The sequence below is a fragment of the Microbacterium hydrothermale genome (assembly GCF_004854025.1).
In the GTDB taxonomy this organism is placed as follows: Bacteria; Actinomycetota; Actinomycetes; order Actinomycetales; family Microbacteriaceae; genus Microbacterium; species Microbacterium hydrothermale.
This window is the reverse complement of sequence record NZ_STGM01000012.1, coordinates 1-23,981: the sequence shown is the minus strand read 5'-3', so window position 1 is coordinate 23,981 and position 23,981 is coordinate 1. Positions and strand designations below refer to the sequence as shown.

24 protein-coding genes are annotated in these 23,981 nt (G+C 71.6%); 6 read left to right on the top strand and 18 right to left on the bottom strand.

From position 1 onward, the window contains the following. Window positions 1-4 precede the first annotated feature (4 nt). On the bottom strand, window positions 5-1,276 hold the full coding sequence (locus FB047_RS16325; RefSeq protein ID WP_136588265.1) for a serine hydrolase domain-containing protein: 1,272 nt from the start codon (window positions 1,274-1,276) through the stop codon (window positions 5-7). A gap of 187 nt (window positions 1,277-1,463) precedes the next feature. Between FB047_RS16325 and FB047_RS16320 the strand changes: the two genes are divergently transcribed. Beyond that, the gene (locus FB047_RS16320) at window positions 1,464-2,117 is read left to right on the top strand and encodes a biliverdin-producing heme oxygenase (RefSeq protein WP_136588264.1); all 654 of its coding nucleotides are present in this window, start codon (window positions 1,464-1,466) and stop codon (window positions 2,115-2,117) included. A gap of 3 nt (window positions 2,118-2,120) precedes the next feature. Here the strand turns inward: FB047_RS16320 and FB047_RS16315 are convergent, their stop codons facing one another. After that, a complete protein-coding gene (locus FB047_RS16315) occupies window positions 2,121-3,494 on the bottom strand; it encodes an ATP-dependent DNA helicase (RefSeq protein ID WP_136588263.1) in 1,374 nt (457 codons plus the stop codon). Window positions 3,495-3,569: 75 nt separating this feature from the next. Beyond that, window positions 3,570-4,037 (bottom strand): MerR family transcriptional regulator, encoded by a 468-nt coding sequence (locus FB047_RS16310; RefSeq protein WP_136588262.1) that lies wholly within the window; start codon window positions 4,035-4,037, stop codon window positions 3,570-3,572. A 6-nt stretch (window positions 4,038-4,043) separates the two neighbouring features. Here FB047_RS16310 and FB047_RS16305 point away from each other — a divergent pair, with 6 nt between their 5' ends. Further along, on the top strand, window positions 4,044-4,919 hold the full coding sequence (locus tag FB047_RS16305; RefSeq protein ID WP_240752876.1) for an NAD(P)/FAD-dependent oxidoreductase: 876 nt from the start codon (window positions 4,044-4,046) through the stop codon (window positions 4,917-4,919). Window positions 4,920-4,961: 42 nt separating this feature from the next. Beyond that, window positions 4,962-6,044 (top strand): hypothetical protein, encoded by a 1,083-nt coding sequence (locus tag FB047_RS16300; RefSeq protein ID WP_136588261.1) that lies wholly within the window; start codon window positions 4,962-4,964, stop codon window positions 6,042-6,044. A 6-nt stretch (window positions 6,045-6,050) separates the two neighbouring features. Here the strand turns inward: FB047_RS16300 and FB047_RS16295 are convergent, their stop codons facing one another. Together FB047_RS16295 and FB047_RS16290 are read right to left on the bottom strand one after the other, a co-directional pair. Beyond that, window positions 6,051-8,036, bottom strand: a complete 1,986-nt coding sequence (locus FB047_RS16295; protein WP_136588260.1) for a bifunctional copper resistance protein CopD/cytochrome c oxidase assembly protein — start codon at window positions 8,034-8,036, stop codon at window positions 6,051-6,053. Window positions 8,037-8,114: 78 nt separating this feature from the next. Further along, entirely contained in the window at window positions 8,115-8,402 is a 288-nt protein-coding gene (locus FB047_RS16290; RefSeq protein ID WP_013584778.1) for an HU family DNA-binding protein, read from the bottom strand. Between the two features lie 356 nt (window positions 8,403-8,758). Between FB047_RS16290 and FB047_RS16285 the strand changes: the two genes are divergently transcribed. After that, complete coding sequence (locus tag FB047_RS16285) at window positions 8,759-10,291, top strand: helix-turn-helix transcriptional regulator (RefSeq protein WP_136588259.1); 1,533 nt, start codon at window positions 8,759-8,761, stop codon at window positions 10,289-10,291. Window positions 10,292-10,349: 58 nt separating this feature from the next. On the opposite strand, the gene rpsN is transcribed toward FB047_RS16285, so the two are convergent. The 11 genes from rpsN to FB047_RS16230 all read right to left on the bottom strand — a co-directional run bounded on the left by rpsN (window position 10,350) and on the right by FB047_RS16230 (window position 18,441). After that, window positions 10,350-10,655 (bottom strand): 30S ribosomal protein S14, encoded by a 306-nt coding sequence (gene rpsN, locus FB047_RS16280; protein WP_022878196.1) that lies wholly within the window; start codon window positions 10,653-10,655, stop codon window positions 10,350-10,352. Between the two features lie 4 nt (window positions 10,656-10,659). Beyond that, window positions 10,660-10,830 (bottom strand): 50S ribosomal protein L33, encoded by a 171-nt coding sequence (rpmG, locus tag FB047_RS16275; protein WP_013584775.1) that lies wholly within the window; start codon window positions 10,828-10,830, stop codon window positions 10,660-10,662. Beyond that, window positions 10,830-11,066, bottom strand: coding sequence for a 50S ribosomal protein L28 (gene rpmB, locus FB047_RS16270; protein ID WP_055832508.1), 237 nt, complete (start codon window positions 11,064-11,066; stop codon window positions 10,830-10,832). Before rpmB ends, rpmG begins: the two co-directional genes overlap by 1 nt. A gap of 205 nt (window positions 11,067-11,271) precedes the next feature. Beyond that, the gene (locus tag FB047_RS16265) at window positions 11,272-11,964 is read right to left on the bottom strand and encodes a DNA-3-methyladenine glycosylase (RefSeq protein WP_136588258.1); all 693 of its coding nucleotides are present in this window, start codon (window positions 11,962-11,964) and stop codon (window positions 11,272-11,274) included. Next, entirely contained in the window at window positions 11,961-13,385 is a 1,425-nt protein-coding gene (locus tag FB047_RS16260; protein ID WP_136588257.1) for a hypothetical protein, read from the bottom strand. Before FB047_RS16260 ends, FB047_RS16265 begins: the two co-directional genes overlap by 4 nt. Beyond that, on the bottom strand, window positions 13,375-14,232 hold the full coding sequence (locus FB047_RS16255; RefSeq protein WP_136588256.1) for a TIGR03943 family putative permease subunit: 858 nt from the start codon (window positions 14,230-14,232) through the stop codon (window positions 13,375-13,377). Before FB047_RS16255 ends, FB047_RS16260 begins: the two co-directional genes overlap by 11 nt. After that, complete coding sequence (locus tag FB047_RS16250) at window positions 14,225-15,283, bottom strand: permease (RefSeq protein ID WP_420812662.1); 1,059 nt, start codon at window positions 15,281-15,283, stop codon at window positions 14,225-14,227. Before FB047_RS16250 ends, FB047_RS16255 begins: the two co-directional genes overlap by 8 nt. Next, window positions 15,270-15,683 carry a Fur family transcriptional regulator gene (locus tag FB047_RS16245; protein WP_136588255.1) on the bottom strand — a complete coding sequence of 138 codons (414 nt, stop codon included), beginning with the start codon at window positions 15,681-15,683 and terminating at the stop codon, window positions 15,270-15,272. Before FB047_RS16245 ends, FB047_RS16250 begins: the two co-directional genes overlap by 14 nt. A gap of 87 nt (window positions 15,684-15,770) precedes the next feature. Next, entirely contained in the window at window positions 15,771-16,631 is an 861-nt protein-coding gene (locus tag FB047_RS16240; RefSeq protein ID WP_136588254.1) for a metal ABC transporter permease, read from the bottom strand. Further along, window positions 16,628-17,443, bottom strand: a complete 816-nt coding sequence (locus tag FB047_RS16235; protein WP_136588253.1) for a metal ABC transporter ATP-binding protein — start codon at window positions 17,441-17,443, stop codon at window positions 16,628-16,630. Before FB047_RS16235 ends, FB047_RS16240 begins: the two co-directional genes overlap by 4 nt. Beyond that, window positions 17,440-18,441 (bottom strand): metal ABC transporter solute-binding protein, Zn/Mn family, encoded by a 1,002-nt coding sequence (locus FB047_RS16230; protein WP_136588252.1) that lies wholly within the window; start codon window positions 18,439-18,441, stop codon window positions 17,440-17,442. Before FB047_RS16230 ends, FB047_RS16235 begins: the two co-directional genes overlap by 4 nt. Before the next feature lie 163 nt (window positions 18,442-18,604). Here FB047_RS16230 and FB047_RS16225 point away from each other — a divergent pair, with 163 nt between their 5' ends. Further along, complete coding sequence (locus FB047_RS16225) at window positions 18,605-20,119, top strand: CoA-acylating methylmalonate-semialdehyde dehydrogenase (RefSeq protein WP_136588251.1); 1,515 nt, start codon at window positions 18,605-18,607, stop codon at window positions 20,117-20,119. 44 nt (window positions 20,120-20,163) lie between these two features. Here the strand turns inward: FB047_RS16225 and FB047_RS16220 are convergent, their stop codons facing one another. Next, entirely contained in the window at window positions 20,164-21,669 is a 1,506-nt protein-coding gene (locus FB047_RS16220) for a PucR family transcriptional regulator (protein ID WP_136588250.1), read from the bottom strand. Between the two features lie 83 nt (window positions 21,670-21,752). On the opposite strand from FB047_RS16220, the gene FB047_RS16215 reads away from it, so the two are divergent. Beyond that, complete coding sequence (locus FB047_RS16215; protein ID WP_136588249.1) at window positions 21,753-23,078, top strand: aspartate aminotransferase family protein; 1,326 nt, start codon at window positions 21,753-21,755, stop codon at window positions 23,076-23,078. A gap of 165 nt (window positions 23,079-23,243) precedes the next feature. On the opposite strand, the gene FB047_RS16210 is transcribed toward FB047_RS16215, so the two are convergent. Continuing rightward, entirely contained in the window at window positions 23,244-23,663 is a 420-nt protein-coding gene (locus FB047_RS16210; RefSeq protein ID WP_136588248.1) for a DoxX family protein, read from the bottom strand. Between the last annotated feature and the right edge of the window lie 318 nt (window positions 23,664-23,981).

The following is a 23,981-nucleotide window of genomic DNA, read 5'->3' as shown; positions in this document are numbered from 1 at the left end:
CGGATCACGAGGCGGGGGCGGCGCAGATGGCGTTGCCGACGATGTTGTCGCGCATCTGCTGGGCCGTCCAGGGCAGTCCGGCCTCGGGCAGCGTCTGCCCCGCGGCCGCGGGGGCCTTCGACGCGATGGCCGCGAGCTCCCAGGCGAGCCAGGCGCTGGTCAGCTTGTTGCCGCCCGAGTTGTTGAGCACGACCGCGACCGACATCCCGGTCGCGGGATCGGCGAAGGCGGCGGTCATGTACCCGGGCGTCCAGCCGAACTGTCCGATGAGCGAGCCGGCCTGGAAGGTCCCCCCGGCCGCCGTGAACCACGACGGCTGGTCGGGACCGACGGGGACGGGGTTCGCGAACCTGTCGCTGTCGGCGGGCAGCAATGCCTTCGTCGCGAGGGCCTGGGCGTAGCGTCCGAGGTCGGTGATCGAGGTGACCGCACCGGCTGCGGCACCGCCGTAGCTCGACGACATCTCGGTGAAGTCGGCCGGCTCGGTGCAGTTCCAGACGCCCTCGGCGTTCGGCTGCGACCAGTAGCCGTTCAGCGACGAGGGGCCGGGGGTCGCGGGGGCGGGCGCCGGCAGGAACGTCGACGAGAGCCCGAGCGGCTGCGCGACGCGCTCGGCGAGCACCGTGGCGAGGGGCTCGTTCGTCGCCCGCTCGACCGCGAGACCCGCGATGAGGTAGTTGGTGGCGGAGGTGCCGTACGCGGCGCCCGGGGCGTTCAGGCGGGGCCGCGCGATACCGTAGGCCATGAGCTCGCGCGGGTTCCACACGCGTTCGGGGTTGCCGAGCACCGCTCCTTCGAGGGTCGCGGTGTAGGAGGCGAGACCCGACGTGCCGTCGCACAGCTCGCGCAGGGTGATGTCGTCGTACCCGGGGAGGTTGCTGACCCACGTGGTGATCGGGTCGCTCATCGAGAGGGTGCCGTCCGCGGCGAGTTCGTACAGCACGTCGCACGTCATCGCCCCGGTCACCTCGGCCGCGCGGAACGACATGTCGCTCGTGACCTCGCCGCCCGCGAGGCTCTGCGCGCCCACGCCCGACACCCACGTGCCGCTCCACGGCGCCCACACGCCGACGATCGCACCGGTCGACCCGGTCGCGGTCATGGCCGAGGTCACGGCATCCTGCAGTTCGGCGACGGTGGCATCGGGAAGAGGGGCGTCGACCTGAGCCGGAACGTCGATCGACACCGACTGCTGCGGCGTGCAGCCGCTCAGCGCGATCGCCAGAACACCGGCACTCGCGATCGCGATGGCCGCGGAACGACGCCATCTGCGCATTGGTAACCCCCAGGCATTTCCGCGCGCCGACACGCGCGCGCTCCGTCGATTCAAACACACGGCACCTGAGCGCAACCGCCCCTTGCACCGCCCGGGCGTCACGTCTGCATCACGACTGCGGACGCGACCCGCGACGCACAGCGAATCAGGGGTTAGGCAGACCTAAGTCAGTGCGTATGATGGCCGCATGAACGCCCCGGTCCCGTTCTCCCTCGCCCTGCGCGAACGCGCGAGCAGCGCGCACTCCTCCACCGAGTGCGACGGGTTCATGACCGACCTGCTCACCGGCGCCGGCACCCGCGACGACTACATCGCCCTGGTCGCCCAGCACTGGTTCATCTACTCCGCCCTCGAGGAGGCCGCCGCGCGCATGCGGCTCGACCCGGTGGCATCCGTGTTCCTCCGCGACCGCCACTCCCGCCTGCCGGCGCTCGAATCCGACCTGGCCTTCCTGATCGGCGCCGACTGGCGCGAGAGCGTCCACCCCCTGCCGACGACGCAGGCCTACGTCTCGCGCATCCGCCGGGTCGCGGCGACCTGGCCGGGCGGCTTCGTCGCCCACCACTACGTGCGCCTCCTCGGCGACCTCTCGGGCGGGCCCTCGATCGGGCGCCTCATGCGGCGCCGGTTCGGGTTCGAGACCAACGGCATCGGCTTCCTGCTGTTCGGCGACATCGCCGACCCGCGGGCGTTCAAGACCGTCTACCGCGAGCAGCTCGACGCCGCCCCCTGGGACGACGCCGAGAAGGAGCGCGTGATCGCCGAGGTGCTGGTGGCCTACCGCTTCACCACCGAGCTGTTCGCCGACCTGACCCGCGCCAAGGGCGCGCACGTCGCCTGAGGCTCACGCCTGCGCGGCATCCTGTCGCGCGAGCCAGGCCTGCTTCATGAAGCGGCGCACGTCTTCGTCGACCCGGATGTCGCTCGGGCGCAGCGGTCGCGACAGATAGAGCCCGTCGAGCGAGGTGAGCCGGCTGAGCGCGACGTACGTCTGGCCGGGGGCGAACGCTCCCGCACCGAGGTCGACCACCGCGCGATCGTAGGTCTTGCCCTGCGACTTGTGGATCGTCACGGCCCAGGCGAGGCGCAGCGGGAACTGCGTGAACTCCGCGACGATCTCGCGCGAGAGGTTCTTGGTGCCCGGGTCGTAGGCGTAGCGGTACCTCTCCCACACGGCGGGTTCGACGTCGTGCTCGACGCCGTCGACCTCGACCCGCACGCTGTCGCCCGCGATGCGCGTGACGGTGCCGATCGTGCCGTTCACCCAGCGCGGCGCCTCGCCGAACTGCGCCCCGTCGTTGCGCAGGAACATCACCTGGGCGCCGACCTTGAGTGTGAGCTCCATCTCGGCCGGGTAGTTCGCCTCTCCGCGGCCGAAGTCCCCCGAGATCTCGGCGTTCGCGGTCTGCGTGCGCCCGATGAGCTCGTCGAGGTGCTTGCGGTTGATGGTGTTGACGCGGTCGTTGCGCGTGGCGAGCGTGATGATCGGGTGCTCGCCGTCGGCCGGGTGCGGGGGCGTGCGGGCGCCGGCGGTGTTCAGGATGCCGGCCATCTCGGCCGTCACGCGCCCGTAGCGCACCGCGTTGAGCAGCTGCTTGAACCCGGGGTCGGACTGCCGGTGGATCTCGACGAGCTCGTTGACGTGCAGGTCGGCCCCGTGCCGGCCGATGTCGATGAGCCCGTCGGTCGCCGCCTCCCCCGACCACACCTTCGCGTCGAAGAACCAGAACGAGCGGTAGTGGTCGCGGATGTAGCGCATCTCGTCGCCCCGCGGCGGGACCGGCGCCAGCTGGTACGGATCGCCGAACATGACGATCTGCGTTCCCCCGAACGGCTCCGACCGTCGACCCCGGGCCTGGCGGAGCGAGCGGTCGATGGCATCCATGAGGTCGGCGTTGACCATCGAGATCTCGTCGATCACGAGTGTGTCGATCGCGTTGAGGATCTTGCGCGTGGCGTCGTTCTGATCGATGTCGCCGTTCGCGATCAGCCCGATCGGCAGGCGGAAGAGGGAGTGGATCGTCTGGCCCTCGACGTTGAGCGCGGCGACCCCCGTGGGTGCGCACACGGCGATCTGCTTCTTCGTGTTCCAGGCGAGGTGCTGCAGCAGGGTCGACTTGCCGGTGCCGGCGCGCCCCGTGACGAAGACGTGCTCACGGGTGTCCTCGATCAGCCGGAACAGCGCCTGCTGCTCGGCGGAGAGGGGCGGCGTGGTCACCGGTTCATGCTAGTTCGCAGCGCTCGCGGGCGGCGGCCCCGTGTGGATCGCGAGCCTCGCCGACCGCCCCTTCCGTCACGCGGGAGCGGGTCCGGGTGCCGCGCCGACGGGGCCGCCCCTCGGCTCAGTGCGGTCGAGCAGCCAGCGCGCCTCGCCCGACAGCACGTCGCCGACGTGACTGCGGAAGCGGGGGCACTGCGTGATGTCGTGCGACCGGCAGCGCAGCGCATGCTCGGTCATCGCGCGCGCCTCGGCGATGTCGGCGGCGCGCCGGTCGAGCTCGGCGATGTGCTCCTCGAGTACCCGGTGCCGATCGGGCGCCCCCTCGTCGAGCAGCACGCGGATCTGCTCGAGCGACATCCCCGCCGCCTTGTTGCGCAGGATGACCGCGACGCGCACGACGTCGTCCTCCGCGAAGAGGCGTCGTCCGGCGCGGTCGCGCGCGGGCCGGAGCAGCCCCTCGTCCTCCCAGTACCGCAGCACGTGGGTGTCGAGGCCGAACCGTGCCGCGGTCTCGCCGATGGACTCGCCGCTTGACTTCATGTCGACATGAAGTCACACGATGGACGCGAACGCAAGTGGAAGGAACTCATCGTGTACGACGCGATCATCATCGGGGGCGGCCCCGCCGGCCTGCAGGCGGCCCTCACCCTGGGGCGCATGCACCGCCGCACCCTCCTGCTGGACTCGGGCGAGTACCGCAACGGAACCGTGCGCCACGCGCACAATCTCCTCACCAACGACGGACGCGATCCCGCCGAGCTGCGCCGCATCGCCCGCGCCGAGATCGCCGCCTACGACACCGTGGAGACGACGGATGCCGCGGTCTCCGACATCTCCGCGAGCGACGGCGTCGTGCGGGTCGTCGCCGACGGGCGGGAGCACCTCTCCACCGCCGTGATCCTGGCGACGGGCGTGGTCGATGATCTGCCGCCGATCCCCGGCCTCGCCGCGCACTGGGGCGACACCGTGGCCAGCTGTCCGTTCTGCCACGGTCACGAGTTCGCGGGGCGACCCGTCGCCGTCATCAACGCGGGGACGCACGCCGAGATGGTCGCGCGCATGCTCGAGCCGGTGGCATCCGAGGTCCACGTGGTGGATCCCGCGGACGTGCGCGAGGTGAACGGTCTCGACGACGGGCTGCGTCTGCACCTCGATTCGGGACCGCTCGACGTCGCCGGGGCCTTCATCGCCCCCGGCTGGCGTCCGCGCGGCGGTCTTCTCGACCGGCTCGGCGTGCAGCGGCAGGAATCCGGGGCGGTGCGCACCGACCCGTTCGGGCGTACGAGCGTCGAGGGCGTCTACGCGGTCGGCGATCTCGCTCAGGCCGACCACCTCCCGGGACCGATGTTCTCGCTCGCCGCGGCGATCGCCGGCGGGCAGCTCGCGGCGGTGGCGGTGGTGCAGTCGCTCATCGCGCGGTGACGCGCGCGGCCCCCGTCCAGGCGCACTTCCTACACTGGAGGCGTGGACAACGCAGGCGGGGGCCCCGCGACGCTCCGGGGCGTCAGCGGTGCGCGTACGCGCCTGCGACGCGAGATCCTCGCGATGGCCGTGATCGGCGTGCTCCTCCTCGCCGCCCTCGGCGCGGGGGCCGCATCGCTGTACCGCGAGGTCTACAGCCCTCGCGCTTTCGTGCTGAACTACCTCGAACTGCTCCAGGATCACCGCACGGCCGAGGCGCTCGCGGTGCCGGGAGTGGCCGTCGACTCCGCCGAGCTCGAGGCGGTCGGTCTGCCCGCAACGGCCTCGGAGGCACTGCTGCGCCCCGACGCCCTCACGTCCTTGACCGACGCCACCGTGACCGACGAGAGCGTCGACGGCGACCAGGCGCGCGTCACAGTGAGCTACATCGCGGGCGGGTATTCCGGCTCGACCACCTTCGCGATCGAGCACGACCCCGGTGAGGGGCTCCTGCCGCGCTGGCGCTTCGCGCGCAGTCCCCTCTCGGTCATGAAGCTCACTGTGATGGGGTCGATGCGCTTCGCGGTGAACGGCTTCGAGGTCGACAAGCGACAGGTGTCCGTCGACGGGGCCGACGCCGACCCCTCTGCGGCGGTCCCCCTCCTCGTCTTCTCGCCGGGGTTGTACTCCGTCGACGTCGACACCGCGATCTCCGCCACCCCGGGGGTCGCGGTGCTCGCGGACGCGCCCCTGGCCGGCATCCCGGTCGACGTGCAGGCCGAACCCACCGAGGAGTTCATCGGCGTCGTGCAGACGCGGGTGGAGGACTTCCTCACCTCCTGCGCCGAGCAGAAGGTGCTGCAGCCTACCGGCTGCCCCTTCGGCTACACCGTGCGCAACCGCATCGACGGAGCGCCCAGCTGGTCGATCGTCGAGCAGCCGGTCGTGACGGTCGTCCCCGACGGGTCCGGATGGCGCATCCCCTCGGCGAAGGCCGTCGCGCACATCGACGTCGAGATCCGCTCGATCTTCGACGGCAGCGTCCGCACGGTCGAAGAAGACGTCCCGTTCCGCGTCGACGGGCAGATCGCCGTCCTGCCCGACGGCACGGCGTCGATCCTGGTCGGCGGCGGCTCCGGCGACTGAGGGGCGTTAGCGTCCGCCGCGCGCCGCCACCCGGGCGTCGCGCTCGGCCAGTCGCGCGAGCTCCTCGTTGTAGGCGTCGAGCTCGAGATCGCCCACCCGGTCGACGTGCCGGTCGCGGCGGCGCTGCTGCCGCTCGTCGCTGCGGCTCCACTGGATCGCCACCGCGATCGCGAGGATGAGCGTGGGGATCTCGCCGACCGACCACGCGACGCCGCCGCCGGCGTACTGGTCCTGCAGCGGGGTGACGCCCCAGGTCCGCCCCATCGCCCCGAACCACTCGGCCACCATGAGGCCCGAGTTCATCATGATCGCGATGCCGAAGAACGCGTGCATGGCCATGATCGCGATGAGCACGAGCAGGCGCATCGGGTACGGCAGGCGGTACGGCACCGGATCGATGCCGATGAGGCTCAGCACGAACAGGTAGCCCGTGACGAGGAAGTGCGCCACCATCCAGATGTGGCCGACGTGGTCGTAGAGCGACCAGCGGAACAGGTCGGTGTAGTAGAACGCCCACAGCGAGCCGATGAACAGCCCCGCCGCGACGTACGGATTGGTGAGGACCTTCGCGACCGGGTTGTGCACGGCCCAAAGGATCCACTCGCGCCCCCCGCGCGTGCCGTCGTCGCGCTTGCGGATCGCGCGCGCGGCGAGCGACACCGGCGCGCCGGCGACGAGCATGAGGGGGATCGCCATCGACAGCAGCATGTGCCCGATCATGTGCATGCTGAAGAGGTAGTCCTGGTAGACGTTCAGCGGTCCGGACGTCACCCAGAACACCGACAGCATGCCGAGGCACCACAGCACCGTGCGCGCGATCGGCCAGGAGTCGCCCCGGCGCAGCAGGCGCCAGACGCCCGCGAGGTAGAAGAAGAGTCCCCCCAGCACGATGAGGGTCCAGAGCAGGTCGACGTTCCACGCGGTGAACCAGCGCTCCGGGGTCAGCTCGGGGGGCAGGGGGCTGCCGGTGAGCACCTCGGCGGGCGACGTGCCCACGAGCGACGCCTCCCCGGGCGGGGGCGTGCGGGCCAGGGCCGCAGCGACGCCGCTGGCGATGCCCATGAACACCAGCTCGAGCGAGACCACGCCCCAGAACCGACGGGATCCGGGCTCGTCCGCCATGCGCGCGATGAGGCGGCGGCGGTACCACGCGCCGAGCACGCCCATCGCGACGAGGGCGCCCACCTTCACGAGCACGAGGGCGCCGTAGGCCGACCAGAGGTTCTGCAGGCCCTGCAGGCCGATCGAGGCGCGCACGGTCCCCGAGATCGCCACGACGATGAACGCCACGAGCGCGAGCGACGAGTAGCGCAGCAGCAGGGTCTGCACCTGCGGGCGCGTCATCGCGGGCCGCAGCACGACGACGAGGATCAGACCGCCGAGCCAGACGGCGGCGGCGACGATGTGCAGCACCAGTGAGGTGACGGCCGCGTCATGGCTGGTCTCGGCGCCGGTGTGCCCCTGGGTTCCCATGGGGATGAGGGCGGCGAGGGCCCCGATCGCGACGAGCATCGTCGGGATCCAGGAGCGGACGGCGAACGTCAGCACCGTCAGCACGGCCCCGGCGATGGTGGTGACCAGCCAGGCCTGCCCCACCGAGCTCTCGACGAGGAAGCGGCCGAGCTGCTGCCCGAAGACCGCGTCGAGGGTGGGTTTGGCGTTGAGGACGTTGAGGAACGTCAGGTATCCGGTCGCGGCCGCGCCGACCGTGAACACCGCGGCACCGATCGATGCCGTGTCGAGCGCGATCTCGAACGGCCGCTCCCCCGCCTTCAGGGCGAAGAGGGCCAGCACGAGCGAACCGACCATCGCGGCGGCCGAGAGGTTGACCACCACGGTCGCGATCGGCAGGCCCCACCGGACGACCGGGCCGGGATCGGCCAACTGGGGCGCCGCGGCTCCCCCGCCGTAGGCGAGACCTACGACGACGGCGATCAGCGAGACCACGATCAGGATGACGGGTCCCGCCACGCGCAGCAGACGGGGATTCACCCTCCCAGCCTACGTCGCGGGGGAACGACGAAGGGGGGATGCCGCTGGGCATCCCCCCTTCGTTCGTTCGGCGTCGTCTTACTTGACGGCGGCCTTGAGCTTGGAGCCCGCGGTGACCTTGACGCGCTTGCCGGCGGGGATGGAGATCTCCTCGCCCGTCTGCGGGTTGCGGCCCGTGCGAGCCGACGTGGCGACCTGCTCGAAGGCGATCCAGCCGGGGATCGAGACCTTGCTGCCCTTGGCGACCGCCTCGGAGACGGTGGAGAAGAGGGAGTCGAGCACGCCCGACACGGCGGACTGGCTCTGCCCGGTCGCGCTGGCGATGCTCGCGACGAGCTCGGTCTTGGTGATGGACTTGTCGGCCATGTGGTTTGTCCTCCAGACGACCACGCGGGTCGCCTCTCGTTACGCGGACGGGGAGGAACACCTCCCCGTTGGTCGGGAGACCGCCTCGACAGTATCAACCGAACCGCGGAATTACGCGGATTCTGACGGATTTCGTCTCATTCCGGGCGGCGTGTCGTCATCGGCCGGTGCACGGCTGGGCGAGGGAGGCCGCCCGAGGGGTGGCCCGCCGTCGATCAGCGATTGCGGCGCCGGTCTCGCTCTCGCCCGCTTTAGCGAGCGTCGGGCAGCGTCCGGGTGAATCGCATTGTGAATAGTTCGCGATGAAAGACAGTGCTTGCTCTCACCCGCGCTGCCGACGAAAGGGGGGAAGTACGATGACCGCGGAAGATTCGGTGAAGAACATGACCGGATCGGATGAGGACACCGGGTGGGATGAATTGGGGGGGGTGGCGAAGATGCCGGGCACGCAGACATCGATCGACGCTCGTTCGGCGCTCCGCGCGGCAGTGAACGCCATCGCGCTGCGCCTGCCACCCGGTCACGGGCTCCCCGACCCGCGCCACCTCTCTCTGCTCTCGGAGGTCGAGGCTCTCGAGCCCCCGTCCGTGTGGACGGACTCCAGCGCCCGCGCGCTGGCGGCGTTGTTCGCCGCCCGTGCCCGCCGCGACGCGCTCAGCGACGGAGCCTCTCTCGTGTGGCGTTACTTCGAGGGCACGCGTCTGCTGAGGCCGGCCACGCTGTCGACCGACTCCCGCGCCCTCCTCCTCGCCAGCGCGGGCGAGTACCTCTGCGCGGTCGGGCTGCCGCAGGTCGCCGTCCGCTTCGGCCGCGAGGCGCAGCTCTTCGCCGACTGCGACGCCCTGCGGTACTACGCCCTGACCGTGACGGCACTCGGCTTCGCCCTCAACGGCGAGTACACGTCGGCCGACCCGGCCATGCGAGCGGCGAACGACCTCTTTCACGACCGCGGCTGGCCCGAGGCCGAGACGTCGTACGTCCTGCTGCTCGCCGACTCCCTTGTGTCGGCGGCGCGCATGGACCACCGAGGCCTGCATCGCGTGGCGCAGGACCTCTCGCGCGTGCATCCCTCCGACCCCTACTCCGTCTACTCCGCCCGGGCGATCGCCGCGATGGGCAAGCTCATCCACGGCGATTACGCCGCCGGCCTGGCCGCCTGCCAGCAACTGCTGCACGGCAGCGAGCGGAGCATGAGCCACCGCTTCATCCGCGACTTCCTGCTGTGCATCCGCTCCGACATCCTGCTCGCTCAAGGGCAGTACGCCGAGTCGCTCGCCTCGCTCTCCGCCGCCGAGAGCCCCGAGGGCCACGGCATCTGCTTCGCCATGCAGAGGGGCGGGGCCCTCCTTCTGCTCGGCCGCGAACGGGAGATGCTCGCCGAGACCGAGGCGTGCGTCGCATCCGAGGCCGATCACTGCCTGCGCACGCTCACACCGCTCCTGCTGCGGCGTGCCATCGCGTTCCGACGCCTGGGCCACGACCGCCGCGCCGCGCAGAGCATGGAATCGGCCCTGCTGCTCATCGCGCACACCGGCAACTCGATGACCCCGTTCATCATGCTCCCCCCGGAGGAGTGCACCGAGCTCGTCGACGCCGCCGTGGGCACGCACCCCGAACTCGCCGAGACCGCCGCGTACATCCGCGCGGCACTGGCGTCGGTCGCCGCTCCCGTCGAAGCCCCGCGCACGGCCGACGAGCTCCACGGCTTCACCCCGACCGAGCGTGCGCTGGCCGATCTGCTGGTCACCTCCCTCAGCCTCGCCGACATCGCCCGCACCCGTGGGGTGTCCTTGAACACCGTGAAGAGCCAGGTGCGGTCGATCTACCTCAAGCTCGGCGTGAGCGCCCGCCCCGAAGCGGTCGTGGAGCTGCAGCGCATCCTGGCGTGAGAACGCCGAAGGGCGGGCCCCCTCTCGGAGTCCCGCCCTTCGTCTGTCTATCCGGTGCTTACCAGGACGACTTGGTCACGCCGGGCAGCTCGCCACGGTGGGCCATGTCACGGAAGCGGACGCGCGAGACGCCGAACTTCGTGAGGACACCGCGGGGGCGACCGTCGATGACGTCGCGGCTGCGCACGCGCGCGGGCGACGCGTTGCGGGGGAGCTTCTGCAGACCCACGCGGGCGGCCTCGCGGGCCTCGTCGGTCGCGTTGGGGTCGACCAGGGTCTTCTTCAGCTCGGCGCGCTTCGCGGCGTAGCGCTCGACGACGACCTTGCGCTGCTCGTTGCGCGCGATCTTGCTCTTCTTAGCCATGTGCTTAGCGCTCCTCTCGGAAGTCGACGTGCTTGCGGACCACGGGGTCGTACTTCTTGAGCACGATGCGGTCGGGGTTGTTGCGGCGGTTCTTGCGCGTCACGTAGGTGTACCCCGTGCCGGCGGTCGAACGCAGCTTGATGATCGGACGAACGTCCTGAGCCTTCTTCGCCATTACAGCTTCACGCCCTTCGCCTGCAGGTCACGGACGACGGACTCGATGCCGCGGGCGTCGATGACCTTGATGCCCTTCGCCGAAACGTTGAGCTTGATGTTGCGACCCAGCGACGGAACGAAGTAGGTCTTCTTCTGCACGTTCGGGTCGAAGCGGCGCTTCGTCCGGCGGTGCGAGTGCGAGATGTTGTGACCGAAGCCGGGAACCGCTCCAGTCACCTGGCACACTGCTGCCATGGTGATGTCTCCTTCTGTACCGTGACACCGGACGGTGTCACCCAAGATCCCTTGTCTGCACCCCGTCTGAACACGACGGAAGGTCGGGATCAGGAGGAGGGATGCGAACTGCGTGCTGGAGTGCGCGCAGACAAGGGGTCAGTCTAGCACGGCGTGTCGGCTTGACCCTGCGCCCGTGGATCGACCGCGGCCGAGGGGACCGCGATCACCGCGGCGCCTCCCCCGCCCCGCGCGCCGTCTCCGCGGCCCCGCGCCCCCAGCGGAAGGCCGAGACCGTGGCATCCCCGTCGATCCAGAAGCGCCAGGGGAACGCCTCGGTTCCGGCGATGCCCGCCACGCCCACGCGCGGACCGGTCGCCACGGCCGCCGCCGGTTCGTCGGGCAGCAGCAGTCGCGCCCGCGCTCCCGCCCGTTCCTCCCCGGTGACCGCATCGATACCGTCGTGGATCGGATGCCGCAGGCCCACCGCATCGCCGAGGCGCCCGGGGCCGCGGGCGAGGTCGCGGGCTGCCCGCACGGCACCGCGGCGTTCGAGCCGGCGCCGCTCGGCGATCCCTTCGCCCGCGACGATCTCGCCGCCGCGCAGGAGCACACCGCCGGCCACCCCGTCGGGCCCGCACACCACGTTCACGCACGAGTGGATGCCATGGCTGAGATAGACGTACAGGTGACCGGGCTCTCCCCACATCGTCGCGTTGCGCGGCGTGGGACCGCTGCGCGCGTGGGATCCGGGATCGGGCCGGTCGCCGGTGCCCAGACCGTGATACGCCTCGACCTCGGTCAGCCGCACCACGACCCGCTCGCCGCCCACGACGGTCTGCAGCAGGGCGCCGAGCAGCCGCGGCGCGACCTCGACGGGGAGGTCCGCGAGATCGGCGCGCGTCGCGGGACGCGTCACTGCGGCGGAACCTGGCACCACGACAGGTCGAACCCCTGCAGCGCGACCACCTCCTGGCCGGTGTCGACCTCGACGAGGTGCGTCAGCAGGCGCTGCGGGAGGGGCAGCTGATAGCGGTCGAAGGGGTTGTCGACCGCGCGCGGGGCGACGAGGACGGCGGCGTAGCGTCCGCTCGGCGACACGCAGGTCTGCAGCACGGTGTCGGATCCGGGCACGTCGAGCAGCTGCCGCACGGTGCCGGCGTCGTCGACGTGCGCCACGATCGTCGACCGCGAGACCCCGTCGGTGCTGATGTCGGCGAACGAGCGGATCGTGCCCGCGCCGGCGCCGGGCACCGGGGTGGCGCGACCGGCGAGCCCCGGCGGGTCGACCGGCTCGACGAGCCCCTGCTCCGAGCCGTCGGTGAGGTTGATCGCGCGGATCCCCTCGAGGCGCTCGACGATCGCTATCGACGACCCCCGCGCGATGCCGTCGATCGACACGGCGCTGCCGAGCGGGGCCGCGTTGCCGCCCTGCGCATCGGTGAGCAGCAGACGGGAGTCGAAGGTGAGCACGAGCATGCTGTCGGTGTCGGGCACGAACCGGTAATCGGCGATGCGCACGTCGCCGCCGTTGAGGCCCACCTCGGTGGGCGGGGAGTCGTCGGCCGCTGAGGCCGTGAACAGGCGGCTCTCGCGTCCTCCGGCGGCGCCCAGGTCGGCATCCGAGAAGGTGAAACCGATGCGCTCGCCCCGGTCGGCCGATTGCAGGTTGGTGACGAAGCCCGGGCCCGGGAGCGCGATGTCGCGCTCGTTCTTGCCGTCGGGATCGGTCACGATCACGCGGGCGGTGTCTCCGTCGCGCACCGAGATGACGAGGTGGTTCGCGGTCGCGCGGAAGTCCTCGATGTGCGGGTGCACGAAGACGGGCAGACCCGCCTCGCCCTTGAGGTCGGTGCGGAAGATGGTGTCGCCGTCGGGGGTGCCGCGCTGCATCAGGTAGGCCTGCAGCGGCGGCGTCCGGAAGGTCTCGGTGAGGGTCGACGCGGGTCCCGCCCCTAAGCCGTTCACGCCCGAGATGGTGATGCGGTAGTCGGTGTCGTCGCGCAGCGGAAGGGTGAACCGCACGCCCACGCTGCGCCCCGAGGTGTCGACGGTGAACGGGGTGGCCGGCTCGACCTCGACCTGCGAGGGGTCGACGCTCTGCAGCGACTGGGTCGTGGTGAGGATGACGCGGGATCCGGATGCCGCGACCGCCGCCGCGGGATCCACCTGCACGTCGGTGACGCGGGGGCCCTGCGCGACGGCGACGACACCGCCCACTCCGCCCACGACGATCAGACCCACGAGCACCGCCGCGAAGGCGATCGCGAACCCGCGACCACGGCGCTTGCGGGCGCGCGAACGCCGGGAGTCACCCGCGCGACGGGAGTCAGTACTCATAGGGGTCCGCCGGCTCGTCGATCGAGGCCACCTGATCGGCGTGCACCTCGAGCTTGCCGTCGCCGCTGGAACGGACGGTCCCGGTGACCGTCACCCACTGGCCGGTCGAGGGGGCGTCGACCGAGGCGGCGATCGGCAGGCGTGCGGTCTGGGCGTCGATCACGCAGTGCGTGATCACCAGCCTCGTCAGATCGAACGTGGCCCCGTCGCCACCCGGGGTGATGAATCCCGTGAGCGTGACGGGCTTGCCGTCGAACGTCTCGGGGTTCGTCGCGTGCGCGAAGACGGCCGACCAGTCGCCGATGCCGAATTTCGAGGTGTCGCCCGAGGCGGCGAGCGTCACGACGTCGGAACCGGCGAACAGCGGCGGAGCGCCCACGTCGCGCGAGACGGCCAGCTCGGTCGACAGCGACGCCGCCGGCGTCAGCAGCACGGCGATGACCGCCCCCGAGGCCAGGACACCGCCCGTGAACGCGGCGATGCCGCCGGGCGTCAGGCGGGGGCGGGCGGCGAGATGATCGTGCGCGGCGTGGTCGTGCTCGTCGAGCGGGTCGCTGTGCGCGTGGTCAGCGTGGGCGAAGGCCTCGCGGCGTGCCCCGGCGGCCGCGGTCGCGTGGCCGTGCTCGTGGTCGTGTCCGTGATCGGCCTCGGCGCCCAGCGGCAGCGCGAAGGACGCGACCGCGCCGATCAGCGCGACGATCGACATGCCGACCGCGAACCAGGCCGAGTCGGGGTTGATGTACAGCGACATGCGGCCGGTGATCCACAGCGTGATCGTCGTGATCGACAGACACGTGGTCAGGCCCACGCCGAGCCAGCGCGTGGCGAGGGCGCCCGTTCTAGACAAGGAGGTTCACCACCGTTCCCAGGGCGAAGGCAAACAGCACCACGACCACGGTCATGCCCGCGAGCACGCGGGTGGTGAAGGTCGTGCGCAGCAGCGCCATCATCTTCAGGTCGATGATCGGGCCGACGACGAGGAAGGCCACGATCGATCCGGGGGTGAAGGTCGACGCGAACGACAGCGCGAAGAACGCGTCGACGTTCGAGCACAGCGAGACCACGATCGCGAGCACCATCATCGCCGCGATCGACAGGGCCGGGTCCGACCCGATCGCCAGCAGCGCGCTGCGCGGCACGAGCACCTGCACCGCCCCGGCGAGCAGCGACCCGATGATGAGGGCGGGCATGACCGAGCGCAGCTCGACGACGAACTGCGCGAGCGTGCGGCGGCCGCGGTCGCCGCGCTCCTGCACGACGATCTCGCACGTCTCGAGGAAGCGCTCGGTGAGCAGCTTGTCGGGATCCGGATGCCGGCTGTAGAGCCACCCGATGAGGTTGGCGACGAGGTACCCGCCGATGAGGCGCGCCACGAGGATGCCGTCGCTGAAGCCGAAGGCGGCGTGCGTGGAGATGATGACGATCGGGTTCACGATCGGCGCCGCCACGAGGAAGGTGAGGGTGTCGCTGACCCCGAATCCGCGCATGAGCAGTCCGCGCGCGAACGGCACGTTGCCGCACTCGCAGACCGGGATGAACATGCCCAGCAGCGACAGCACCGCCCGGCGCGCCCACGGCGCGCGCGGCATCCATCTCTCGATCGCCCCCGGCGGCACCCACACCTGCACGATGATCGACAGCAGCACGCCGAGAATGACGAACGGCAGCGACTCGATGAGGACGCTGAGGGCGAGGGTCAGCCCGTCCTGCGCGCGCGTGGGCAGGGGCTGCGCGAAGAAGGTCGGCGCGTAGGCGTCGACGAGGAACAGCGCCGTGACGACCACGACCCCCACGCCGAGGGCGACGAGGGTGCGGGACGCGCCCGAACGGGGGGCGCCCGAACGGGAGGGTGCGGAACGCCGGCCCGTGGGCGGCGCGGTGCGACTACTCGTCGCCACGCTCGCGAGCCCGGGCGCGGGCGCAGTCGGTGCACACGCCGAAGATGTCGACGACGTGCTCGGCCTCGCTGAAGCCGTGCTGGGCGGCGGTGCGCTGGGCCCACTCCTCGACGTCGGTGGCCGCGATCTCGACCGCCTTGCCGCACGAGCGGCAGATGAGGTGGTGGTGGTGACCGCGGGTCTCGCACGCCCGGAACAGGTTCTCGCCCTCGGGGCTCTGCAGCGAATCCGCGTCGCCGCGGGCCGCGAGACCCGCGAGGGTGCGGTACACCGTGGCCAGGCCGATGCCGGTGTTCTCGTCGCGCAGGGTCGCGTGCAGCGACTGCGCGCTGACGAACCCGCCGGCTCCCGACAGGGCTTCGCGCACGCGTTCGCGCTGCCACGTGTTGCGCTGGACCATGGCGGCGAGTCTAGCGAGGGGTTCGGTGAATCGGCTGGGTGCGGGACGCACCCCGACGCGCGGATGCGTCCGTCGTGGCGCGCGGGCTCAGAGCGCCCGGGTGGTGCGGTCGCGGCGCGCGCCGATCACCCGGCACACGAGGTAGATCGCGAACGAGATGGTCGTGATGTAGGGGCTCACCGGCAGGGTTCCGGCGACCGCGAGCAGCACGCCGCCCACCGCCGAGACGAAGCCGAACAGCGCCGCGAGCACGGGCACCGACAGGGGACCGGATGCCACCCGCATGGCCGCGGCGGCGGGGGTGACCAGCAGCGCCATCACCAGCAGCGCGCCGATGATGTGCACGGCGACCGCGACGATGAGGCCCAGCAGCAGCATGAACGCCAGCGACACCGCGGTCGTGGGCACGCCGCGCGCGGCCGCGGACTGCGGGTCGAGCGAGTCGAAGCGCAGCGGTCGCCAGATGAGCAGGAGGGCGACCAGCACGGCGACGCCGATGACCACCAGCCAGCCGAGCTGCGCGCTCTGCACCGATACGATCTGCCCGGTCAGCAGGCTGAAGCGCGTGGCGCTGCGCCCGTTGTAGAGCGAGAGGCACAGGATGCCGACACCCAGACCGAACGGCATGAGCACGCCGATGATCGAGTTGCGGTCGCGCGCGCGGGCACCGAGCAGGCCGATGAGCGCGGCGGCGATGAGCGAGCCGACGATCGAGCCCGAGACGACGTCGACGCCGATGAGCAGGGCCACGGCGGCGCCCGCGAACGACAGCTCGCTGATGCCGTGCACGGCGAAGGCCATGTCGCGCTGCATCACGAACACGCCGATGAGTCCGCCGACCAGGCCGAGGACCGCTCCCGCGTACACGGAGTTCTGCACCAGCTCGAGGATGGCGCCGTACTGGCTCACCCCGCCGAACAGGGCGTCGCCGACGTCGGACCAGTTCATGCGTCGTCCTCGTCGTGGTGATGGTGGTGGGACTCGTCGGCATCCGGGGCTCCGACGACGATCAGCTGGTCGCCCGCCCGCACCACGTAGACCGGGGCGCCATAGAGCGCGGTCAGCGTCTCGGTCGTGAGCACCTCGTCGGGCGTGCCCAGGGTGAACCGTCCGTGCGCGATGTAGAGGATGCGGTCGACCTTCGACAGCACCGGATTGATGTCGTGGGTGACCAGCAGCACCGCGGCGTCGCGCTCGCGCCGATGGCGGTCGATGAGGCGCACGACGGCCTGCTGGTTGGCGAGGTCGAGGCTCGTGAGCGGCTCGTCGCACAGCAGCAGGGTCGGGTCGTCGGCCAGGGCCTGACCGACGCGCAGGCGCTGCTGCTCGCCGCCCGAGAGCAGCCCGACGGGGCGGTCGGCGAACGCCGTGGCCCCGACCGCCTCGAGCAGGTCGTCGATGCGGGCGCGATCCTTCTTGCGCGACAGGGGCAGGCCGAGCCGGTGCCCGTCGACGCCGAGGCCGACGATGTCGCGTCCGCGCAGCGGCGTCTCGCGCGGGAGCGGCCGCTGCTGGGGGATGTAGCCGATGCGGCGGTTGCCCGCGCGACGCACCGGGGCGCCGAGCGCCTCGATCGAGCCGGCGCTGAGCCGCTCGAGACCGAGGATCGCGCGCAACAGGGTGGTCTTGCCCGACCCGCTGGGGCCCAGGACGGCGACGAGCTCGCCGGGCTCGACCTCGAGGTCGAGCCCGGACCACAGCTCCCGGCCGCCGCGTTCGAGGGCGGCGCCGCGGATGCGCAGCGGCGCTCCCGCGCTCACGCCGCCAGCGCGTCGCTCAGCGCGGTGATGTTGCTCTGCATCCACGAGATGTAAGTCTGACCCTCGGGGAGCGTTTCCGTGAACTCGATCACGGGGATGTCCTTGGCCTTCGCCTCGTCCTCGACCTGCGTGACCTCGGCCCCGCCGGTCTGCGGGTTGACGATCATGACCCTGATCTGTCCCGAGTCCAGCAGCTGGAGGGATTCGAGCAGGGTCGCCGGCGGCACGTCCTGCCCCTCCTCCACGGCCTCGCTGAACTCGTTCGGGGTGGCGTTGTCGAGGCCCGCGGCCGTGGTCAGGTACACGGGCACCGGCTCGGTCACGAAGACCTTCGCCCCGGCATCCGTGGACTCGATCCGGGCCAGCGAGTCCTCGAGCCCGGCGATCTGCTGCGTGAAAGCGTCGGCGTTGGCCGTGAAGTCCGCGGCGTGGTCGGGGGCGAGGCGACCCAGTTCGTCGGCGATCGCCGCGGTGAGGTCCTCGACGGTGTGCGGGTCGTACCAGACGTGCTCGTTGAAGCCCTCGATGTGGGAGTGGCCGTCGCCCTCGTCGTGCGCGTGGTCGTCGGCGCTCGCGCTGGGCTCGGCCGAGGCGCCGTCGTCGTGGCCCTCGGCGCCCGGGTAGTCGTGGTTGTACTCGACGGCCGTGAGCACGGGGGCCGTGGTGCCGCTCGCCTCGATGAGCGACTCCATGAAGGCGTCGTAGCCGGCGCCGTTCTCGATCACGAGACCGGCGTTCTTCAGCGTCAGCTGGTCTTGCGCGCTGGCCTCGTACTCGTGCGGGTCCTGGGAGGGCGAGGTGATGATCGACTGCACGTCGACGAAGTCGCCGCCGACGGCCTCCGCGATCGAGCCGTAGACGTCGGTGGATGCCACCACCGTGACCTTGCCGGCGGAGTCGGCGGTGGATCCGCTCGAGGTCGTGGCACCGGCGCAGCCGGCGAGGGCGAGGACGGAGACGGCCCCGAGGGCGACGGGGGCGAGAAGGCGACGGGTCATACGGACACCGTATCGCTGCTGATAATCGTTCTCAAACTCAGCGGGTCGCGCATACGACTCTCCCAGCCACGGCCCGAGGGGACTGCCGATCTGTCCCGCCCGCGACGGCGATCTCGACGTTCTGTCAGCGGCGTCGCCGCCGGGAGGGTCGTTTACTGGAGCCATGACCGACACCGACCTCCCCGTCATCGCGCACTGGTTCGACGGCGCCGCCGCCGCCTCGTCGAGCGGGCGCACCGCTCCCGTGTACAACCCCGCGACCGGTGCCGTGCAGGCGCACGTCGCCCTCGCCGACGACGCCGACGTCGAGGCGGCCGTCGCCTCCGCCGAGCGCGGGTTCGCGGAGTGGAGCGGGTACTCGATCGCGAAGCGCCAGGGCGTGCTGTTCGCGTTCCGCGAGCTGCTGAACGCCCGCAAGGGCGAGCTGGCCGCGATCATCACCGCCGAGCACGGCAAGGTGCTCTCCGACGCCATGGGCGAGATCCTCCGCGGCCAGGAGGTCGTCGAACTGGCGACCGGCTTCCCGCACCTGATCAAGGGCGCCTACAGCGAGAACGCCTCGACCGGGGTGGACGTGTACTCCCTCAAGCAGCCGCTCGGCGTGGTCGGCGTCATCAGCCCGTTCAACTTCCCGGCGATGGTGCCGATGTGGTTCTTCCCCGTCGCCCTGGCCGCGGGCAACGCCGTCATCGTCAAGCCCAGCGAGAAGGACCCCTCGGCATCCCTCTGGCTCGCGCAGCTGTGGAAGGAGGCCGGCCTCCCCGACGGCGCGTTCACCGTGCTGCAGGGCGACAAGGTCGCCGTCGACGGACTGCTCACCGCCCCCGCGGTGCAGTCGATCAGCTTCGTCGGCTCCACCCCCATCGCGCAGTACATCTACGAGACCGCGTCGAAGAACGGCAAGCGCGTGCAGGCCCTGGGCGGTGCGAAGAACCACATGCTCGTGCTCCCCGACGCCGATCTCGACCTCGTCGCCGACTCCGCTGTCAACGCCGGCTTCGGCGCCGCGGGCGAGCGCTGCATGGCCGTCAGCGTCGTGCTCGCCGTCGAGCCCGTCGCCGACGAGCTCGTCGCCAGGGTCTCCGAGCGCATCGCGAAACTGCGCATCGGCAACGGAGCGGATGCCGCCGAGCCCGACATGGGTCCGCTCATCTCCGCCCCGCACCGCGACAAGGTCTCGTCCTACGTCGACATCGCCGAAGCCGACGGAGCGAAGATCGTCGTCGACGGTCGCGGCTTCACGGTCGACGGGCACGAGGACGGCTTCTTCTTCGGGCCGACCCTGCTGGATGAGGTGCCCACCACCTCGCGCGCCTACACCGAGGAGATCTTCGGCCCCGTGCTCTCCGTCGTGCGCGTGAGGACCTACGAAGAGGGACTCGCCCTCATCAACAGCGGGGAGTTCGGCAACGGCACCGCCATCTTCACCAACGACGGCGGCGCCGCCCGACGCTTCCAGAACGAGGTGCAGGTCGGCATGATCGGCATCAACGTGCCCATCCCCGTCCCCGTCGCGTACCACTCCTTCGGCGGCTGGAAGAAGAGCCTCTTCGGCGACGCCAAGGCGTACGGCGTGCACGGCTTCGACTTCTTCACCCGCGAGAAGGCCGTCACCAGCCGCTGGCTCGACCCCGCCACCCACGGCGGCATCAACCTCGGCTTCCCCCAGAACACCTGACTCTCCGCCCCTGACCCGCCGTCCGCCCGCGCGGGGCGGCGGGGTCAGGGCTCGAGTTCGAGCGCGGCCCAGAGCTCGGCGCGCGCGGCGAAGGTCGACAGGTCGAGACCGAGCAGCTGCTCGAGATGGGCCAGGCGCGCCTTCAGGGTGTGCCGATGGATGCCGAGGGCCCGCGCCGCGGGATCCCCGGCGCCGTTGGCCTCGAGCCACACGCGCGCGGACTCGCGCAGCCGGCGCCGCTCGGCGGGCGGCAGCGCCTCGAGGGGCTGCAGCAGCGTGCGCGCGAGCACCTCGCCCCCGCGGTCGCGGAGCATCTCCACGAGACCGCGGCCGGCGAGCTCGGCGTAGGCGCGCACCGTGCCGGGGGGCGCCTCCCGCGCCGCGTGCGCCGCGCGGTCGAGGGCCACCGCCACCGCCTCGCCCTCGTCGTGGCGCGCCGTCCCGACCGACAGCCCCCGCCTCTCGGCGAGCGCCGCGAGGGGACCCTCGGCCGTCTCGCTGAGCAGCACGACGACGTCGGCACCGCGTTCCGCCGAGAACATCCGGCGCGGGTCGCTCGAGACGAGGTCGAGCTCGTCGAGCAGGCCCGACGAGTCGGCCGCGTCGCGGATCACGCCGACGACGTACGGAGCCTCGGGAAGGCCGCCCAGAGCCGCGTCGGCCGTGCGGCGGGCGGTGTCGTCGCTGCCCGCGAGCAGCACCTCGAGCACGCCCGCGCGAACCGCCCGCAGCGAGCTCTGCACGTTGCGCTGCTGTTCGAGGGCGATGCTCGCGAGGGCCACGACCGTGGCGACGAGGTCCCTCCCCGCGGGATCGAGCGGCTGCGAACCGCCGACGGCGAGCACTCCCCGCAGCCGCGAGCTCTGGCCGATGGTCTGCAGGAGGGCGCCTCCGGCCGCGGGCACGACCAGGCTCGCGGCCGTGCGGCGCTCGAGCAGGCGCCGCACCTCGCGACCGACCTCGGCCTCGATGTCGTCGGGGGCGGCGCGCAGGCCGGGCAGCGACAGGCGCCCGCCGACCGCGTCGTAGAGGTCGACCCAGGCCCCCAGCAGCCGGGACAGCGTGTGCAGGATCTCGCGCAGCCCGTCGTCACGCACGGCCGCCCGCGCCACCGCCCGCTGGGCGTCGAGCAGCCATGAGAAGCGCGCGGCGCGGTCGGTGGCGATGATGTCGGCGACGAAGCGGATGATCCCGATGAAGGGAGCCCGCCGGGCGATCTCGACGACCGGGAGCCCGGTCTCCTCGCCCGCGCGCACGAGCGCCTCCGGGACGCGGTCGTGGATGATCTCGGTCGCGAAGCCCAGCCCCGCCACCCCGTGCGCGCGCAACCGCCGGCAGTAGGCGACGGCGTCGGCGGCATCCGGATCCGCGGAGAACTGGGCGCCGTTGGTCAGCAGCAGCGTGCCGGGCTCGAGCCAGGGCGTGGGATCGAGCAGGTCGGAGCTGTGCACCCACGACAGCGGCCGCTCGAGCACCTCGTCGTCGAGGACCGTGAGCACGCGCAGAGGGAACGAGCCCTCGTCGAGCAGGAGGTGGAGCGTGGCGGGCATTCGGGCCAAACTGTCGATGGAGAGCCCAGATTAGCGACACATCGGCACTCCCCGCCCGCGGACGCGCGACGCACACTGGTGGCATGACCACCGCTGCCACGACCACCCGCAACGCCGAGATCCGCGAGCGCGACCACCGGAGCGTCTTCCACTCGTGGTCGGCGCAGCGCACGCTCGCCCCCCTCCCCCTCGCGGGCGGATCGGGCGTGGAGGTGTGGGACGCCGACGGCCGCCGCTACCTCGACTTCTCGAGCATGCTCGTCAACGTCAACATCGGCCACCAGCACCCCCGCGTCGTCGCGGCCATCCAGGAGCAGGCGGCGACCCTCACCACCGTCGCGCCCGCGCACGCGAACGAGATGCGCGCGCACGCCGCCGAGCTCGTGCTGAAGCGGGCGCCCGAGGGGTTCTCGAAGGTCTTCTTCACCAACGGCGGGGCGGATGCCAACGAGAACGCGATCCGCATGGCCCGCCTGGCCACGGGCCGCGACAAGATCGTGTCGCACTACCGCTCGTACCACGGCAACACGGGGGCGGCCATCGTCGCCACCGGAGACTGGCGCCGGATGCCGAACGAGTACTCGCGCGGACACGTCCACGTCTTCGGGCCGTACCTGTACCGCACCGAGTTCTGGGCCGAGACGCCCGAGGAGGAGACCGCGCGGGCCCTCCGTCACCTCGAGCGCACCGTGCAGGCGGAGGGGCCCGACACCATCGCGGCGTTCCTCTTCGAGACCATCCCCGGCACGGCCGGCATCCTGGTGCCGCCGCCCGGCTACCTGGCCGGCGTGCGCGAGATCGCCGATCGCTACGGCATCCTGCTCATCCTGGACGAGGTCATGGCGGGCTTCGCGAGGGCCGGGGAATGGTTCGCCTTCGACGCGTTCGACGTGCGTCCCGACCTCATCACCTTCGCCAAGGGCGTGAACTCCGGGTACGTGCCGGTCGGTGGGGTCGTGATCTCGGATGCCGTGGCCCGGGTGTTCGACGACCGCGTCTTCCCGGGCGGACTGACGTACTCGGGTCACCCGCTCGCGGCGGCCTCGATCGTCGCCGCGCAGGAGGCGATGGCCGAGGAGGGCGTGATCGAGAACGCGCGCCGCATCGGCGCCGACGTGATCGGTCCGCGCCTGAAGCAGCTGGCCGAGGACGCGCCGCTCGTGGGCGAGGTGCGCGGGCGCGGCGTCTTCTGGGCGGTCGAGCTGGTCGCCGACCCGCAGACGCGCGAGCCCCTCCCCGCCGCCCGCGTCGGGGCGATCAAGGCCGCGATGCTCGAGAAGGGCGTGCTCGGCTTCTTTGCCGACAACCGCGTGCACGTCGTCCCGCCCGCGGTGATCGGCGACGCCGATGCGCACCGCGGCCTCGACGTGCTGGCCGAGGTGCTGGCGGCGGAGGCGGGCCGGGGCTGACGCCGACGGCGCGGCATCCGCGCGCTTCCGCTCGAGAGAATCTCGAGCGTCCAACAAACCCGGACGGTTTTGAAACTGGTCCGGGTTTTTTGGACATTCCCCCGGCGATGACCCCGGCAAGGTGGCAGGCGGCAGCGCCGCACGCCGTCGGGCGCGACGCCGAGGTCAGCTCCCGGCCGGTGCGCGGCGCCGGGCGCGCCACGCCCTCCACGCCCCCGTCGACCAGAGCGCCCAGATCACCAGGAGCGGTTGGAAGAGCAGGCGGATGCCGCGGGCGAGGTCGGTGTCGAGGCCGAAGGCGTCGGTGCCCCGGACGAACTGCTCGACGTTGCCCGGGAAGATCGCGACGAAGAAGGCCGCGACGATCCAGCCGACGGCGACGCGCCACCGGCGGAGGAGAAGGAGGGCGAGGCCCAGCGCGATCTCGACGACCCCGGATGCCACCACCGTGACGTCGACCGGGAGCGGCAGCCACGACGGCACCTGGGCGCCGAAAGTCTCGCGCGCGAACGTGAGATGCGCGGCGCCGGTGAACACGAGCGCGGCCCCGAGCAACCAGCGGGCGAGGGTGCGCGGAAGGGTCATGTTCCGAGGGTAGGCGGACTCTCGAGGGGAGGCGGGGCGCGCGGTCGCGCGGCGGGGCTGTTGCGCGGCGGGGCTGTTGCGCGGCGGGGCTGTTGCGCGGCGGGGCTGTTGCGCGGCGGGGCTGTTGCGCGTCGGGCGGCGCTCGTGGCCGGGCTGGTCTTCGCCCCCGCCCCGTCACGGTCGCGGCTCCTGCGCCGTGCGTGCTGCGCAGCCCGCTGAGTGTCCACGACACCCGGACGGGTTCGAAGATCGTCCGGGTGTTCCGGACACTCAACGGGGCGCGCAGGCGGCGCCGCGGGCGCGGGCGGGCGGGCGAGT

Coding starts and splice junctions, on each gene's coding strand:
- FB047_RS16310 (WP_136588262.1), bottom strand. CDS start 4,037: ATGAAGTCAAGCGGCGAGTCCATCGGCGAGACCGCGGCACGGTTCGGC.
- FB047_RS16290 (WP_013584778.1), bottom strand. CDS start 8,402: ATGGCCGACAAGTCCATCACCAAGACCGAGCTCGTCGCGAGCATCGCC.
- FB047_RS16260 (WP_136588257.1), bottom strand. CDS start 13,385: ATGAGTACTGACTCCCGTCGCGCGGGTGACTCCCGGCGTTCGCGCGCC.
- rpmB (WP_055832508.1), bottom strand. CDS start 11,066: ATGGCAGCAGTGTGCCAGGTGACTGGAGCGGTTCCCGGCTTCGGTCAC.
- FB047_RS16230 (WP_136588252.1), bottom strand. CDS start 18,441: ATGACCCGTCGCCTTCTCGCCCCCGTCGCCCTCGGGGCCGTCTCCGTC.
- FB047_RS16325 (WP_136588265.1), bottom strand. CDS start 1,276: ATGCGCAGATGGCGTCGTTCCGCGGCCATCGCGATCGCGAGTGCCGGT.
- FB047_RS16320 (WP_136588264.1), top strand. CDS start 1,464: ATGAACGCCCCGGTCCCGTTCTCCCTCGCCCTGCGCGAACGCGCGAGC.
- FB047_RS16210 (WP_136588248.1), bottom strand. CDS start 23,663: ATGACCCTTCCGCGCACCCTCGCCCGCTGGTTGCTCGGGGCCGCGCTC.
- FB047_RS16215 (WP_136588249.1), top strand. CDS start 21,753: ATGACCACCGCTGCCACGACCACCCGCAACGCCGAGATCCGCGAGCGC.
- rpmG (WP_013584775.1), bottom strand. CDS start 10,830: ATGGCGAAGAAGGCTCAGGACGTTCGTCCGATCATCAAGCTGCGTTCG.
- FB047_RS16305 (WP_240752876.1), top strand. CDS start 4,044: ATGAAGTCACACGATGGACGCGAACGCAAGTGGAAGGAACTCATCGTG.
- FB047_RS16285 (WP_136588259.1), top strand. CDS start 8,759: ATGACCGCGGAAGATTCGGTGAAGAACATGACCGGATCGGATGAGGAC.
- FB047_RS16220 (WP_136588250.1), bottom strand. CDS start 21,669: ATGCCCGCCACGCTCCACCTCCTGCTCGACGAGGGCTCGTTCCCTCTG.
- FB047_RS16245 (WP_136588255.1), bottom strand. CDS start 15,683: ATGGTCCAGCGCAACACGTGGCAGCGCGAACGCGTGCGCGAAGCCCTG.
- FB047_RS16240 (WP_136588254.1), bottom strand. CDS start 16,631: ATGAACTGGTCCGACGTCGGCGACGCCCTGTTCGGCGGGGTGAGCCAG.
- rpsN (WP_022878196.1), bottom strand. CDS start 10,655: ATGGCTAAGAAGAGCAAGATCGCGCGCAACGAGCAGCGCAAGGTCGTC.
- FB047_RS16225 (WP_136588251.1), top strand. CDS start 18,605: ATGACCGACACCGACCTCCCCGTCATCGCGCACTGGTTCGACGGCGCC.